This is a genomic window from Pseudoalteromonas sp. J010, assembly GCF_003934235.1.
Lineage (GTDB): Bacteria > Pseudomonadota > Gammaproteobacteria > Enterobacterales > Alteromonadaceae > Pseudoalteromonas > Pseudoalteromonas peptidolytica.
On record NZ_RDBW01000017.1, the window covers coordinates 78,789 to 93,754 of the forward strand.

A 14,966-nucleotide genomic window follows, 5' to 3' on the forward strand; every position below is an offset into this window, starting at 1 on the left:
ACATGAAGAACCTAATAAAACAGACCGTTAAAACATTGGCACTTTGTACTTGTATTATTGCGCCACAAATCTATGCGGTTGTCCCCGTAAGCACCAAAGCAGTGACCGAAGCGCCACTAACCCATGAAATTGAAGTAAGTGGTACGCTATATGGCAAAAACGATGTGACCCTCACTTCTGGCGTCAGCGGCAGATTACTCTATGTGGTCGAGCCAGGCACAACCGTAACCAAAGACGAAGTACTGGTCAGAATGGATACTTTACCGTTAGAGCTTGACAAGGCAAGGCAGACCGAGCTACTCAAGCGTGCAAAAATTAATTTACGCTTATATCAACAAGAGCTCTCACGGTTAAAGAAGCTAGCTACAACCAGTAGCGCCGCAGAAAGCCAGGTTGATGAAGTACAGAATAAACATGATTTGGCCCTGTCTGACATTGCACTGGCAGAAGTTGAACTTCGCGTCATAGAAGACAAGCTTTCAAGAGCCACTATTCGCGCCCCATTCAATGGGGTGATCAGTGAGCGTTTCAAACGTGCTGGTAGAGAAATTAATCGTGCAGACGAGCTGGTAACAATTTTAGATATTCACCACCTTGAAGCTCGCCTTTATGTTCCGGTAAAGTACCTTAAGTTTTTACACCAAGGCATCGAATTGCCCATTCAGGCTGGCGACTTATCACACCCTGAACATACTACTGCCACCATTACTGCGGTGATCCCATCAACCGATCCACGCTCACAAACTGTTGAGGTGCGCGCGTCCATTACAGCTGAGCAAAGTCATAGCTGGGCAATCGGTCAACTTGTTGATGTTACTGTGCCGCTCAGCAGTAAACAGCCGACGCTCTTGGTAGATCGCGATGCCCTCATACTGCGAAAACAAGGCTCTCATGTGGTTAAAATCGATGCTCAAAATAAAGCCGAGCAAATTCCCGTTACCATTGGCAATGGAAAAGGCCAATGGGTCGAAGTTATTCCTCGTCAAGCGCAAAGCCTACGCGCTGGCGATAAGGTTGCTATTCGTGGTGCTGAGCGACTTCAAACAGGTCAAGATGTTGAAGTTACCAACCCGTAACTAAGCCGGTTTACTAGCCCAATGAGCCCACTCAAGGATGAGCGGCTCATTTTTCTTTTACTTCCCCTCAATTTTGATCTCATCACAAAACAGGTAAACTAGCACCATCTAACCGTTAGGGGGTGTTATGAAACGAACCAAATTAGTGAACCAATTAACAGAACTGCTAAAACCTTTTCAAATAAATGACTATTGTCCAAATGGGCTACAAGTAGAAGGGAAAGCGGAAATCCAAAAAATAGTTACAGGTGTAACCGCAAGCCAAGCCTTAATTAACGCAGCAGTTGCACGCGGCGCTGATGCTATTTTGGTTCACCATGGTTATTTCTGGAAAGGCGAAGACCAATGTGTAACCGGCATGAAAAAGCGTAGGCTACAAACGTTGCTTGCCAATGATATTAACCTGCTTGCATACCACCTTCCTTTGGATGTTCATCCGGAACTTGGCAATAATGCTCAGCTTGGTAAATTGTTAGGGCTTGAAATTGAAAGGCCGCTTGAGCCATGGAATAAAAATAGCGTCGCTGTTAAAGGCAAACTAACAACACCAATGACTGCAACGGATTTTGCAGCACTTGTTGAAGAAAGACTTGGCCGTAAACCACTGTTAAACATCGCTGGCGAGCATCTTATTCACACCATTGCTTGGTGTACTGGTGGTGGACAAAGCTTTATTGACCTTGCAGCAAGTCAAGGTATAGATGCCTACCTCACGGGCGAGGCGTCAGAGCAAACGATCCATTCTTCGAACGAGCAGCAGATACACTTTATCGCCGCCGGACATCATGCCACCGAACGCTACGGTGCCAAGGCGCTCGGCGAATATTTAGCAGCGCAATACAACCTCGATGTTGAGTTCGTCGATATCGACAATCCGGTTTAAGTACAAGTAAATATTGCAATATGGCGAAAAGAAAACATCAAGGTAAGCCTGCCCCATCAGATAGAAATTTTGGTGAACTTACACATAAGTTTAAAAATAACATCTATGGAACCAACAAAGGGAAGATCAGAGAGGCGGTGTTACAGCGAGACCTGCATGCGCAACTTGACTGGCTTGGTCACGCAACTGATAAACGGGTGCTCGATGTGGGAGGAGGTCAAGGACAGTTAGCACTTTACTTAGCGGCGCTTGGGCACCATGTTACCGTTATCGATATCTCTGACGAGATGCTTGAACTTGCCAGAATTCGGGCAAATGAAGCGGGACTGTGTGAGCGGATGCGCTTTATCCGTGCGCCATTACAAGAAATAGCACAACTGAGCTTAGGGCAATTCGACTTGGTCATGTGTCACGCAGTACTAGAATGGCTAGTTGACCAACGAAGTGGGATTGATTTACTCAAAGCGCAAGTGTCACCAAGTGGAGCACTTTCTTTGATGTATTTCAATCACGAGGCACATTTAATGGCAAACATGGTCTACGGTAACTTTGATTATGTGCAAAAGGGGCTCAAGGTTAAACAAAAGGTAGGACTCAGCCCAAATAACCCAATCAAACAAGCTGACATGGCGGCTTGGCTAGAAGCAGCTAAGCTAACTATCGCGCAAAAAACCGGTGTACGCTGTTTTCATGACTACTTAAGAGAGCTTAACAATGCTGATGATGATTTTGATGCTTTGCTTGAGTTAGAGCTTAAATACAATCGCCAAGAGCCATACGCCTCTATTGGTCGGTATACTCACCTGATGTTAATACCAATAAAGTAATCTATTTTGAGGCGAGAAAACCTTGTCGATAACACCGCTGCCGCGTCCTGCTATCGCCAAGGTATCTACGCAATAGGCATGGCAAAATGTTAGCGTCAGCTTTGTTACTTCAAATTGAGCAAGTATTAAGATTAATTGATACAAGTGTAAGCACGCCCGTGGCTTACACTTCCTCTGCTCTAAGTGTCAATACTTCATAGCCTTGCTCGGTTACCAGTACGGTATGCTCCCATTGTGCTGAGAGTTTTTTATCTCGTGTCACTACCGTCCAACCGTCTTTCTTGGTTTTAATTTTAGCACTGCCTTGGTTGATCATCGGCTCTATGGTAAAGGTCATCCCCGGTTTTAGGGCCATGCCTGTATTTGGCTTACCGTAGTGTAAAACATTGGGGCCTTCGTGCATTTCTTTACCAATGCCGTGGCCGCAGTATTCTCGCACCACACTATACCCTGCTTGCTCTGCAACGTGCTGGATCGCCGCACCAATATCGCCAAGCTTAGCGCCAGGTTTTACTATGCGGATCCCAGCCCACATTGCTTGGTAGGTTGTTTCAACGAGTCTTCTCGCTGGTAACAGCGCTTCAGGCATCACATACATTTTGCTAGAGTCACTGATAAAGCCATTTTTCTCTAAAGTAATATCGATGTTCACGATATCTGATGATTTCAGCAGTTGCGATTTACTCGGTACGCCATGGCACACAACCTCGTTCACTGAACTATTGAGCACAAATTGATAACCATATTGACCTAAACTTGCCGGACGTGCATTTAGCTTATCCACAATAAAGTTGTGTACTCTGTCATTAATCTCCAGCGTAGAAATACCGGGCTCAATCCAGCTATCGATATAGTCAAACACTCGCGTAAGTAAACTGCTACTTTCACGCATCAGCTCAATTTCATCGGCTGTTTTGATTGTTACCTGCTGCATACTACTTCCCTTGGTATTCTCGCGCCTTAACGCGTTGCCTTTCTGCTGCAATGATTTCAATAAATGTCATGGTGGGGTTTTCCTCAGCCAGACGCCCTACTTTCATCCAAAACTCTGCTTGTGCATTGATTGAACGAGACATAACCGTGCTTGCCTCACGTACTTCATCATGTAATTCATCTGAGATTTTGACTATACCCACGATATAAACCAACTATGAAACATATATAAATCGTATAGTACTTTAAACTAACAGCTGTACCAAGCGCAACCTTGTTTTATGGCTACCACAGTAGCCATATGGATTGGCCTTCATATTTATTGCAGTTGAGATGAGCCTTAGCGCTGAAAAGGTGTTAGTTCACAATCGGCATAGACGATGCTTGCCATTTTTGCATATCTCCCTCTAAATGCTTCAATTTAAACCCTTTTGGCAGCAGCTCCTCGATAAAAATACCTGCACGGCGTCCTGAGCGACAATACACCACCAAAGTGTCACCACGCAGCTTTGAGAGTGCCTCTTGGTGTTGGTTAATTTCATCAAACGGTATATTAATCGCACCTTTGATATGTCCGTCGCTAAACTCGGCTGCGCTTCTCACATCAATAATGGTAAATGGTGAAACAGACATCTGATTCACTAACAGCTGATGCTGTGTGATTTTGTCTGTTGACTGAGCCAAACAGGTACTACTTACAAAAATGAGTAGGCCAATAATCAATTTTTTCATCGCAATCCTCTTTATCGCTATCATTTCTACCATGACATACCGTAACAAAATGTAATGTCACACAATTTACTAATGTTTATAAAGATTTTCAGGTAATACTGTAAAACACATTATCAATACTTGAGAATTTTAGCTCAAGATCAGTCGTTAACTCACTGAAATACCAAAGATCAAAAATGTAATTTAAGATAAATAAAAAAATCAACGCGTTAACTTTCCTCCTCACCAACATTCAGGTGAGTTAAATCAGCGGTCAGCTCAGAACCCCACTAAGTTGACACTTTTTTGTTTATCAATTTAGCCCTTATATATGTTTTTTAACATTTATCACCTCATGAATTTTCATTCAATTTTTCATTAAAAAGATTGCTTAGCATTAAAGTAAAACAATAAAAAATGTAGAAAAACCCCAAAATAAAAGCAGTTTACTTTTTATTGCTCGAAGAATTAGTTCAAAACTGCGCATAAAAACCCACGCTTAATTTAGGCTTTTATCAACAAAAAGAACAAACTTAAAACATTCGCAAAAAAGATTTAATTTCATATTTTTATAAAGATTAAAATATAATCCAAAATCAAATTTCAACATAAGCAAATGGGTTTATTGAGCTGTACTAATGAATGTAAAAAAACTCTCTATCGCAAATCAAATAGTTTTAAGTTTCACCTCTGTCTTTATCATTTTCGTTACCGTGGGCCTTTTGAGCTACAAGGGTATGAATGAAATAAACGCTAACCTGAACTACATTGTCAGAACGAGTATTCCTTCTGTAGAGACAGTCAAGAATATAAAGATTGATTTAGCCACAATAAGAAAGGATGAGTTTAGTACGGCTTTAAACCCAGAAAATGAATTAGTTAGTGAATGGCTAGAGATCTTAAGAGATCTAAAAAGGTCATTAAATGATAAAGTTAATTTATATAAATCATTGCCTGTTAGTACGGAAGAAAAAGCACTTTTTAATGAGTTTATCTATGCTTGGCAACGATATGCTGACGCTACATATCATTATGAAAGTTTAATTTTAAGTGGGAACGCTACCGAAGCAAACCGTATAATTTTAGATAGCTACCCACTTTTTGCTAAAGCCATGTCAGAGCTAACCGAGCTTGAAGCACTGAATAATAAGAGCGTAGAGCAGTCTGAGCGCAAGGCTATTGCCGCTGTAAAAAGTTCTTTATTTACACTCGCTATCTCAGGCCTATTAATCGCAATAACTATTGTTCTGATTTGTTTAGCGCTGAGTAAGGCTATTAAAACACCGTTAGCGGTATCAGTTTCACTTGCAAGTAAGATTGCTCGAGGCGAGCTAAACCATGCGATTGTACTTGAAGATCTCGGTAACAACGAACTGGGCTTGCTGACTCAGTCTTTAGAAAAAATGCGTGCGCAACTACATGCCTTAATCACCATGATTAATGACTCTGCAATTCAACTAACCGCTGCGGTCGAAGAAGTAAATGCTATTTCCTATCAAAACGCACAAGGCATGAATACGCAGCAAAATGAATTACAATCGGTCGCCTCAGCAATGACTCAAATGCAAGCTGCGATCAGTGAAGTGGCTAAAAGTACAGAAATGGGGGCTGAGTCAGCAACTCAAGCGAGTGATAAAGCCAAAGAAGGTAGCAGTGCCCTTAAATCCAATATTAGTCATATTTCAGACGTTGCAGAAACCGTTTCCTCAGCTGGTGAGCTTGCCAATAACCTTGAAAAGAACTCTCACAATATCAATGTAGTCGTTGATGTGATCCGAGAAATTGCAGAGCAAACCAATTTATTGGCTTTAAATGCTGCAATTGAGGCCGCCCGTGCTGGGGCGCAAGGTCGAGGCTTTGCCGTTGTCGCCGATGAGGTGCGTTCTCTTGCACAAAGAACACAGGATTCCACCACACAAATTGTAGAGATTGTTAATGATCTACAAACCAAGTCAAAAGAAACGGGTATCGCGACCAAAAGCTGTGAACAAGGAATAGCACTTTGTGTAGAGCAGTCAGAAGTCGCAGGTAACATGATCCAACAAATTGAAAGCCAAATAGACAGTATTGCTGCCATGAGCACACAAATCGCTTCTGCCTGCCATCAACAATCCGTCGTTTCAGAAGAGCTGAACAAAAATATTGAGACAATCAACTATTCAGCGGTTGAAATGACCGAAGGTGCAAATCAAACGGCCACTGCATGTAATGAAATGAGTAAACTTGCTCATGACCTTAAAGCACAAGTAGATAAATTCACACTCTAAGGCCGCAGATCTTCGTCAACTCTCGTCGCGCTTAGCTAAGGCAATTGCTGGGCGCCACGATTGGACTCGACAAATGCCCTAGCCGTTTCATGCTGGCTGTCTAATTGCAATAATTGTTGATAAATAGCATGTGCGCTTTTCTTATCTCCCTGCTTGAGATGCGCTTCTGCAAGGCTGTCATAGGTGTTCACACTTTTTGGATGTGCAGCAACATTTAACTTAAAAAACTCGATAGCAGCATGGTAAGCACCAACTTCAAGTAATTTATAGCCGAAACGGTTTAGTCGGCGCTCGCTAAACCCCTGTCCTTCATGCACTTGTTGCTGATAACTTTTTATTGCTGCAGCAACGTCTTGTGCAGTAATGGTTGCAAACAGCGTTCGCTCTGCACTTAACCTTGGAACTTGCACTGCTTTACCCGCGAGTATATCAAGTAAGCCGTTTACCATATCTGTAAGCGGTGCACCACCTGTATTGTCCAACAAAATGATCACGGTTTGGTCTTCCAGCACTCTTGTGATCTTTGCGCCAAACCCGGGAATTCCGCCACTGTGATGAACCAGTGTTTTCGTTTGGTTCGCAACTTTTTGTTTGTTTATTTCCCAACCAAAGCCGTAATTTCTATGGCTAGAGGGGATAAACAGCAATGATTTTAGCTCTGGAGTTAATAACTTGTCGTGATAAAGCGCACGGTCCCATTTATACATATCTTGCACTGTTGAGTACATTGCACCTGCTGAAAAAGGCACGCTCATATCTATAAAGTCCGCGTGTTTTACGCCCGCTAGCGTCGTATCGTAACCACTTGCTAAGCCTTTAATTAATTTCTTATGGTCGGCAAACCCTGTATCTTTCATATCAAGCGGCAACAATATGTGCGTTTCAAGTAGTTGCCAGTAACTTTTTCCTGTCACACGTTCAAGGATCCGCCCAAGTATGGTGTAACCGGCATTGCTGTAACGAAATGCCGAGCCTGGGTTAAACAGTAAGTCACCTGAGCAGAATATCTCGATAAATTCATCTCTGTGGTAAGGGTTATGGCTTTGTACACGACGAAATTCTGGATGTCTAAATACATCAGGAAGACCCGACGTATGATTAAGTAATTGCCGTATGGTAATTTGCCTTCCAGTATCTTTTCGATACTCCGGCAGATAGCTAACGATATTAGCATCGAGGTTGATACGACCTCGTTCCACCTGTTGTAAAACCAAAACAGCCGTAAACTGTTTTGTCACCGATGCAAGCTTAAATTTAGTACTGGGCTGGTTTGCTATTTGCCACTCAATATTGGCAAATCCATAACCCTGCTGTAATAAAATGTCTGACCCTTGCGCAATCAAAACCGCACCATCGAACTCTTTAATTTGATGATACTGCGCGATATAACTATCTAGCTTCTGTTGTAACGGCTCTGCTGCATCAGCAGACAGGGAAAATAAATACAAAAACAACTGTAAATTAACGAGTACTTTCATGTAAATCCTTGTTTATTATGATGACACACCTTACTCTACGGATCTGTTGTTGGCTTGCTAGTGTGCTTGAGTGACTTTAAGTGACATAAAAATTAAAAGCTTTTAAATCAATAAAATAATAAAAATAGGATTTATAAATTGCAGTATCAATTGAATCAAAAATGGCATTTTGATGTCAGTTCACGCACCATCAGCCATAATGAAACCTGTCACACACTGACACCTCTGAGCCATAGATTATTGCTCACCCTAATTGAACATGCACCCGACCTTGTGACTTATCAGCAACTAGAACAGCAGGTATGGCTTGGGCGAATAGTGACCCATGATGCAATAAAAAAACAAATAGCGAGATTAAGAAAACAGCTTAACGATGATGCCATCCAGCCAGAGTATATTGTGTCTGAACGCAGCTTTGGATACCGCCTTAGTGCAACTGTAGAGAAAGTGAATCACCAGCCACTGGTGCCGACCACAAAACGGTTTTCGATTATCACGGTGTCAGCAATTAGTTTTGCCCTACTCTTCGCGTTAGGAATTTATCAATACTTCCTCACAACATTAAAGCATGCAGAAAACACTGTTACGGTGCTGAGTGTGGCGCAGCAACATGTTGCGCAGGAAACCGCAGAAGATAATTTACGTGCCATCACGCTGTATCAGCAAAGCATTAATACCTCGCCAGCTGTAATTGAAAGTTATAAAGGCTTAAGCCACGCATTACTGGATGACTATAAATTATATAATCAAGCTGAAGATGCCCTCGAACAAAGTTTAATAAATGCAAAAAAAGCGCTGGATTTAACCCCTACCAGCCCATCAGCGCAGCGACTTCAAGCTCAAGCCCATGCGCTACAAGGTCGCTATAGTCTGGCACAACAACAACTCACAGACATGGTCGCAGATACGCCTGACTGGCCTTTACTTAAAGCAAACTTAGCCGAGTCCTACTTGTCACAAGGCAATACCATTAATGCCTACCCGTTAGCACGCCAAGCCTACGAAAGCTCCTCTAGCGAACCAAAGATAGTTGCTACCTATCTCAACTGCCTACGCAAAATGTATATGACTCAGTGGTTTGAAAACGTTTATAACAATGCAAGTCCCACAGTAAAAGCATCTCCTTGGGTGCAACTGGAATACATAAAGCTTTTGCAGCAACAAGGAAAACATAAAATAGCGACTCAACAACTTAATGTATTAGCCAGCACAGCTTCACATTCTCAAGCGCTAAATTGGTTCACCGCCCTTTCTTATCTTAGTGAATACCATCATAAACAAGCCGTTGACACTTTATCGCTGACTGTTGAAAAACAAGGGAAATATGCTTTATTTAGCCGATTATATTTATCATTACTCACCGCTCAGCCTAAATTGATAAACAGATACCAAAATGACATCCTCACTCTCATTGAAGCTGGTAACCAAGATCCTGAGTTAGTATTTAGCCTTGGTCTTATTAGCCTTTACCATCAACACAATGTTAAGGCCAAGCGCTATTTCAAACAGGCTATATTACTGGGGTTTAGTGATGAATTTAGGTTTAAAGCATTACCCTTCAACCTCACAGCAGAGCAAGCTCACTTTATAGATATCATTATCCAGCAACTCAATGTCTCAAACTTAAAGAGAAGGGTTAAGCGCACGCCAAAGTAGCCACGATACATGATCTAACGATAAGTGGGGACGAATGATAAAGATAACCCTGCTTAGGGGTGGGCAAAAAACGAACGAGTTTATACCAATCGTATTAATATCTTAAATCTAATTGCGATATTAGACGCTCACTCAACTCGTATTTGGACAAAGACGAGCTAGGTCGTCAGCTGTATTAGATGAATTTCGTATAACAGTTTCTATGGGCTAGCGCCGCCAAAAAGCGACGGAAAAATTGCTCGCTGTTACTGGCCTTGTTATGCCTTATCATGACCAATTTTCTGATATAAAAGCTCTCTTTTTCCCCAGAAATCATTTAAGTTGATATCAATATCATTAGTAAAAGTGACCGTGTAGCTCTTGCTTAGTCTCTCATTGCAGTTGACCGGTTCGCAGATCACCGCAAGCATTAAAGCCATTAGAATCATTTTTGATATTGTGATCTTCCCATCTTTGTAAATTAATACGTTTTCATCTACGACAGATAGGTTGTCACTAATTTTTCCGTCATGAAGTAATCCGTTGCGCACAGCCTTGTAATAAACGTGTGCAATATCATACCGATCACCATTAGGATTTGGGAATGAAACAAGAGGCTTTGTATCGCCTTTAATACCCAATAACATGAAATAGATTAAAGACTCATGTTCTCTAATGAAATTTTTATAGCGTTCACCAACCTTCTTTTGTTTCGGCCATTTTCTTTTTGAGCTTACGTCAATGGCAATCGAAACCTGAATTAAAGCATTTTCCAAGTCGCCAGCACTTATTTTTTGGATTGCCTCATCTAATCTACAGCCTACTGTACTCACTCGACCTCCCTATGCATAACGTCTACGTCACTTGCCGGCGAAGCGAACAAAACGCCGCAAGCGTTTTGCGGTCAAGTACACGTACTTGTTAGGCAATATCAGCGCTGGGTAAGACTGACCAATTGTTAACATAATCCGAGATATCCTCAACCCGCAACTGGCTTCCTCGGTACTTTTTGGCCTTTCCATTTTCTTCCCAATTCCACTCTAAAGCTCCATCCTTTATTTCAGCTCCGCCTTCTCGCTCAGGCAATATGTTTTTTAATACCGACTGCCATTGATGATTGCTAAGCACATAGAAAGCTGGAGTTTCTAATCGATAAATATCAACAAAAATGATGAAATGGTCATCGTTGTCGATACCTTTTACAGCAGGCCAAACGTTTCCTTTCTTGGCTTTTACAGAAACTTGGTACTCTTCACCTGACTTTAAATTGATAACAGCCAAATCAGTCTTAGGGTGATTCACTTTCCTATCATTTAGATTAATAACTTCCAGCTGTGTTTTTGACTTTATCAGCTCACCAACAAAATCTTCACAGACTCTTCCAAAATCAGATTTATTCATAGCCTTCTCATACTGCCTAACGCCGCAAATAAACGGCAAAAAATAGTTGGCTATAATTTGTGAGGTACGAACAAAGCCAACTGTTTTTTGTCCGCACTTTTAATTTGCTTTGTTATGTTTACTTTTCTACTACAGCTGTTCCCTTACACATTTTAGCAACCCAACAATTATTAACATATGGAGCGCTACCACAGCTTACGTTTACAATTGCATTAGCATCTACGGATGCTGCTTTTGCTAACAGTACATCCATAGCCTTTCCTTCGTCACCATACAATCTCGTTCCACTAGGGCCAGAACAATCAGCAGCTTTTATTTGACTAAGTTCCTGAAATTTAAATGATGGTGTTTCACCAACTTTAAATACTTGAATTTTAGCCAGATTTGTTTGTTGTTGAGGAGTTAACGGTGGTGCACCAGCGACACACCCAGTCAACAGAGTAATTAATGCAACCAAACTAAAATTTTTCATAAAAGCTTCCTGTAAATGTAGACATAATGACTCCCACACGGTGCTAGCCTCCGCATTTTCGTGGGTTAGCTTAAAGCCAGAGCCATAATTAGTTTGTCAAATAACTAAATAGCAGAGGCTAGCATGGCTAAACATAACATACTTTTCATTGGCTTAGATACTCATAAAGAGTTCATTGAAGTTGCCTACATTGAAGACAATCGAGACGCACAACCCATTCATTTCGGTCGTATTTCTTCAGCTAAAGTCACTGTGAAAATAAGTATGAAAATAAGGAAAATAAGGATGTAAAATAAGTGACACCCATTACTATTAATACCCAAGCTGAGGACGTCAAGTAAAAACGAATGAAGGCACTTGCATCACTTTGGTCAACAACGTGCATCGATAGGTTATTTTTTAGCACTAGAGCGTATCTCTACACTAAAACCGGGTTATCGCGCATAACAAAGCGATGTAAATATAACAGTTATAGATTATCGAGTTGGGAGGTCCGCCTTGCTAAGCCAACAAACGCTCGCAGTTTGTTAGGTTTATCCGCCGTCGCTTTTTCAATGTTTCACAGTAAAATTAGTAATGGGTGTCTGGTTTAAATCCCACTGTTTAATTAACTTGTTATGTTCTCTTTTTAAACTGTATGTACGTAACGTGCACTTTATTGAAAATAAGTGACACCCATTACTATCAATACCCAAGCTGAGGACGTCAAGTAAAAACGAATGAAGGCACTTGCATCACTTTGGTCAACAACGTGCATCGATAGGTTATTTTTTAGCACTCGAGCGTATCTCTACACTAAAACCGGGTTATAGCGCATAACAAAGCGGTGTAAATACAACAGTTATAGATTATCGAGTTGGGAGGTTCGCCTTGCTAAGCCAACAAACGCTCGCAGTTTGTTAAGTTTATCCGCCGTCGCTTTTTCAATGTTTCACAGTAAAAATTAGCAATGGGTGTCTGGTTTAAATCCCTTAGTAATAGACGTATTTTCTCGATACATTGTGGGCTGGCGCGTATCAACAACGATGCACACAGAGCTTATTCTTGACGCGTAAGAACAAGCAATTTTGCATCGTGGTAAAACAGAAGGATTGATCCATCACAACGACAGAGGGAGTCAATACTTGTCTATTAGATACAGTGAGCGACTTGCAGAAGCGGGGATCCAAGCATCCATAGGAAGCGTTGGAGATTCTTATGACAACGCAATGGCTGAAACGATAAATGGTTTATTTAAAGCAGAAATCATTCGAAGAAATGGACAATGGAAAAATGTTGATACTGTCGAATACGCAACTTTAGAGTGGGTGAATTGGTTTAATAATCAACGCTTACTGTCTTCAATTGGTTATATTTCACCAGCTCAATATGAAGCTGATTTCTATAATAATTTAAGAGAGTCAGGTAAAGTAGCCTGACTTAAACAAACTAGTCTCCGATGAACTCGCGGGGATTCACTCGGGTTAAATAACGAGTTAAAGCTTGTCAGCAGTTTCAGTACCCTAAAACCCCATTTCAAGGAAATAGGTCAATTCTATGCTAAGAAGTAGCCAGCTATGATTATTGCAAAAAATGAATAGAACAGTATCAATCGTAACCAATTAAATCTAAAGAAAAACTCGTAACCACAAACTGGGCACAACCGCTTTATGTGTTGAGATGTCACTTTCTCTTCTCTCGGGACTACATTGGATTTACATTTTGGGCATTGCAACGATATTCACCTGTGACCAACGCCCCAATAAGGGGCTAATAATGCTTGGCTAAACTGTGAAACGAAGTAGAACTGAGCCAAGCGTTAGCAGCCCTGTCACTTTATTGGCTTGTTATATGCTTTTTAAATAGGTGCAGTTTTCAATTACACTTTTCATAAACTCTTTCGATAATTTAAATGACTCCGGAGTGAAAACCTCATGGGAGTCATCTGACTCAGTACCATCTAAGGTTAAATCATAAGATTTTATCTTACCGGCCGATTTTTCGGTTTTTACGGTTAAAATATAAGTAGTTGAATTTTTGAGTTCAAGAAACTTCCTTTCAAAACACTTTTCATTAACAGCAGTATCAAGCTTTTTAGCATAACCTACTTTTTTTATCGGCTCGAAATCGCTGCAAGCACTTAGTAAAACTAAAGTTAAAAAAGTAATAATAAATCTCATAGTATTTTAGGCATATAGACATAATGGCTCCCACACGGCGCTAGCCTCCGCATTTTCGTGGGTTAGCTTAAGGCCAGAGCCATAATTAGTTTGTCAAATAACTAAATAGCAGAGGCTAGCATGACTAAACATAACATACTTTTCATTAGCTTAGATACTCATCAAGAGTTCATTGATGTGAAAATAAGTGATGTAAAATAAGTGACACCCATTACTATTAATACCCAAGCTGAGGACGTCAAGTAAAAACGAATGAAGGCACTTGCATCACTTTGGTCAACAACGTGCATCGATAGGTTATTTTTTAGCACTAGAGCGTATCTCTACACTAAAACCGTGTTATCGCGCATAACAAAGCGATGTAAATATAACAGTTATAGATTATCGAGTTGGGAGGTTCGCCTTGCTAAGCCAACAAACGCTCGCAGTTTATTAGGTTTATCCGCCGTCGCTTTTTCAATGTTTCACAGTAAAAATTAGTAATGGGTGTCTGGTTTAAATCTCACTGTTTAATTAACTTGTTATGTTCTCTTTTTAAACTGTATGTATTTAACGTGCACTTTATTACCGACAGTACCAAATGCATTGGGTAAGACTTTTGCTTTTTTAAGCCCTCCTAATATTGCACGTGAGTGTATTCTAATTGGGTTGAGACTCAATATTTTAAGGTTTATTACTTTACCTTCATTTGATACATCAAATTCTACGGTACCTTCTGTATTTGTTAAGGCACAGGCCGAAGGCAAAGAAGAATTAAACCGTATTGTACTGGGCTCAAGAATACTGGATTTACCTTCAATTGATGTAGCAATGCTAATAGGTTCATCTAGAAACTCAATGTCAGGGTCATTGCATGCTTTAGTAACACCAAACTGGACACCAGCTACAAGTAATAATGTGCTAATCACGATGCCTCCAGAGACCAACGTCGCCTTAAGAGGCAGAAAAGGCTTGGCTAAAATTAGCGAAGCATGAGCGCAAGCCAAGCTTTAGACGTTCCATTTATAATTGTCTTGTTAGCTACCAACACGACAACTTTTCTTATAATTAACTTTTGGTACAAAATACTTTTCTTCCATACACACCATAGTCTTGTGGCCATTAGTACCGCGAGTCTGTTGAAC

General features: G+C 40.9%; 14 protein-coding genes and 2 pseudogenes. 7 read left to right on the plus strand and 9 right to left on the minus strand.

All coding sequences use genetic code 11. The features are described 5' to 3' along the window. The first annotated feature begins 2 nt into the window (after positions 1–2). The 3 genes from EAG18_RS10795 to EAG18_RS10805 all read left to right on the plus strand — a co-directional run bounded on the left by EAG18_RS10795 (position 3) and on the right by EAG18_RS10805 (position 2,786). A complete protein-coding gene (locus EAG18_RS10795; protein ID WP_125252388.1) occupies positions 3–1,076 on the plus strand; it encodes an efflux RND transporter periplasmic adaptor subunit in 1,074 nt (357 codons plus the stop codon). Between the two features lie 127 nt (positions 1,077–1,203). Further along, entirely contained in the window at positions 1,204–1,959 is a 756-nt protein-coding gene (locus tag EAG18_RS10800) for a Nif3-like dinuclear metal center hexameric protein (protein WP_125252389.1), read from the plus strand. 20 nt (positions 1,960–1,979) lie between these two features. Next, entirely contained in the window at positions 1,980–2,786 is an 807-nt protein-coding gene (locus EAG18_RS10805) for a methyltransferase domain-containing protein (RefSeq protein ID WP_125252390.1), read from the plus strand. Positions 2,787–2,949: 163 nt separating this feature from the next. Here the strand turns inward: EAG18_RS10805 and map are convergent, their stop codons facing one another. From map to EAG18_RS10820, 3 genes are all read right to left on the minus strand, one after another. Next, positions 2,950–3,720, minus strand: coding sequence for a type I methionyl aminopeptidase (map, locus tag EAG18_RS10810; protein ID WP_125252391.1), 771 nt, complete (start codon positions 3,718–3,720; stop codon positions 2,950–2,952). Position 3,721: 1 nt separating this feature from the next. After that, positions 3,722–3,922 carry a ParD-like family protein gene (locus EAG18_RS10815; RefSeq protein ID WP_125252392.1) on the minus strand — a complete coding sequence of 67 codons (201 nt, stop codon included), beginning with the start codon at positions 3,920–3,922 and terminating at the stop codon, positions 3,722–3,724. A 154-nt stretch (positions 3,923–4,076) separates the two neighbouring features. After that, on the minus strand, positions 4,077–4,451 hold the full coding sequence (locus EAG18_RS10820) for a rhodanese-like domain-containing protein (RefSeq protein WP_125252393.1): 375 nt from the start codon (positions 4,449–4,451) through the stop codon (positions 4,077–4,079). 617 nt (positions 4,452–5,068) lie between these two features. On the opposite strand from EAG18_RS10820, the gene EAG18_RS10825 reads away from it, so the two are divergent. Continuing rightward, positions 5,069–6,697, plus strand: coding sequence for a methyl-accepting chemotaxis protein (locus EAG18_RS10825; RefSeq protein ID WP_125252394.1), 1,629 nt, complete (start codon positions 5,069–5,071; stop codon positions 6,695–6,697). Positions 6,698–6,732: 35 nt separating this feature from the next. On the opposite strand, the gene EAG18_RS10830 is transcribed toward EAG18_RS10825, so the two are convergent. Beyond that, positions 6,733–8,175 carry a serine hydrolase gene (locus EAG18_RS10830; protein WP_125252395.1) on the minus strand — a complete coding sequence of 481 codons (1,443 nt, stop codon included), beginning with the start codon at positions 8,173–8,175 and terminating at the stop codon, positions 6,733–6,735. A gap of 138 nt (positions 8,176–8,313) precedes the next feature. Between EAG18_RS10830 and EAG18_RS10835 the strand changes: the two genes are divergently transcribed. Continuing rightward, on the plus strand, positions 8,314–9,831 hold the full coding sequence (locus EAG18_RS10835) for a winged helix-turn-helix domain-containing protein (protein WP_125252396.1): 1,518 nt from the start codon (positions 8,314–8,316) through the stop codon (positions 9,829–9,831). Between the two features lie 257 nt (positions 9,832–10,088). Here EAG18_RS10835 and EAG18_RS10840 read toward each other — a convergent pair whose 3' ends face one another. The 3 genes from EAG18_RS10840 to EAG18_RS10850 all read right to left on the minus strand — a co-directional run bounded on the left by EAG18_RS10840 (position 10,089) and on the right by EAG18_RS10850 (position 11,683). Further along, on the minus strand, positions 10,089–10,643 hold the full coding sequence (locus tag EAG18_RS10840) for a hypothetical protein (protein WP_125252397.1): 555 nt from the start codon (positions 10,641–10,643) through the stop codon (positions 10,089–10,091). Positions 10,644–10,731: 88 nt separating this feature from the next. Then, a complete protein-coding gene (locus tag EAG18_RS10845; protein WP_125252398.1) occupies positions 10,732–11,211 on the minus strand; it encodes a hypothetical protein in 480 nt (159 codons plus the stop codon). 118 nt (positions 11,212–11,329) lie between these two features. Then, positions 11,330–11,683 carry a hypothetical protein gene (locus EAG18_RS10850; RefSeq protein ID WP_125252399.1) on the minus strand — a complete coding sequence of 118 codons (354 nt, stop codon included), beginning with the start codon at positions 11,681–11,683 and terminating at the stop codon, positions 11,330–11,332. Positions 11,684–11,806: 123 nt separating this feature from the next. On the opposite strand from EAG18_RS10850, the pseudogene EAG18_RS10855 reads away from it, so the two are divergent. Further along, a pseudogene (locus EAG18_RS10855) lies at positions 11,807–11,938 on the plus strand (IS110 family transposase); the annotation flags it as partial. Between the two features lie 719 nt (positions 11,939–12,657). After that, positions 12,658–13,101: pseudogene (locus EAG18_RS10860) on the plus strand (DDE-type integrase/transposase/recombinase); the annotation flags it as partial. 408 nt (positions 13,102–13,509) lie between these two features. Here EAG18_RS10860 and EAG18_RS10865 read toward each other — a convergent pair. Beyond that, positions 13,510–13,842 carry a hypothetical protein gene (locus EAG18_RS10865; protein ID WP_125252401.1) on the minus strand — a complete coding sequence of 111 codons (333 nt, stop codon included), beginning with the start codon at positions 13,840–13,842 and terminating at the stop codon, positions 13,510–13,512. Positions 13,843–14,363: 521 nt separating this feature from the next. Next, complete coding sequence (locus tag EAG18_RS10870; RefSeq protein ID WP_125252402.1) at positions 14,364–14,750, minus strand: energy transducer TonB; 387 nt, start codon at positions 14,748–14,750, stop codon at positions 14,364–14,366. Between the last annotated feature and the right edge of the window lie 216 nt (positions 14,751–14,966).

Coding starts and splice junctions, on each gene's coding strand:
- EAG18_RS10795 (WP_125252388.1), top strand. CDS start 3: ATGAAGAACCTAATAAAACAGACCGTTAAAACATTGGCACTTTGTACT.
- EAG18_RS10800 (WP_125252389.1), top strand. CDS start 1,204: ATGAAACGAACCAAATTAGTGAACCAATTAACAGAACTGCTAAAACCT.
- EAG18_RS10805 (WP_125252390.1), top strand. CDS start 1,980: ATGGCGAAAAGAAAACATCAAGGTAAGCCTGCCCCATCAGATAGAAAT.
- map (WP_125252391.1), bottom strand. CDS start 3,720: ATGCAGCAGGTAACAATCAAAACAGCCGATGAAATTGAGCTGATGCGT.
- EAG18_RS10820 (WP_125252393.1), bottom strand. CDS start 4,451: ATGAAAAAATTGATTATTGGCCTACTCATTTTTGTAAGTAGTACCTGT.
- EAG18_RS10825 (WP_125252394.1), top strand. CDS start 5,069: ATGAATGTAAAAAAACTCTCTATCGCAAATCAAATAGTTTTAAGTTTC.
- EAG18_RS10830 (WP_125252395.1), bottom strand. CDS start 8,175: ATGAAAGTACTCGTTAATTTACAGTTGTTTTTGTATTTATTTTCCCTG.
- EAG18_RS10845 (WP_125252398.1), bottom strand. CDS start 11,211: ATGAATAAATCTGATTTTGGAAGAGTCTGTGAAGATTTTGTTGGTGAG.
- EAG18_RS10850 (WP_125252399.1), bottom strand. CDS start 11,683: ATGAAAAATTTTAGTTTGGTTGCATTAATTACTCTGTTGACTGGGTGT.
- EAG18_RS10865 (WP_125252401.1), bottom strand. CDS start 13,842: ATGAGATTTATTATTACTTTTTTAACTTTAGTTTTACTAAGTGCTTGC.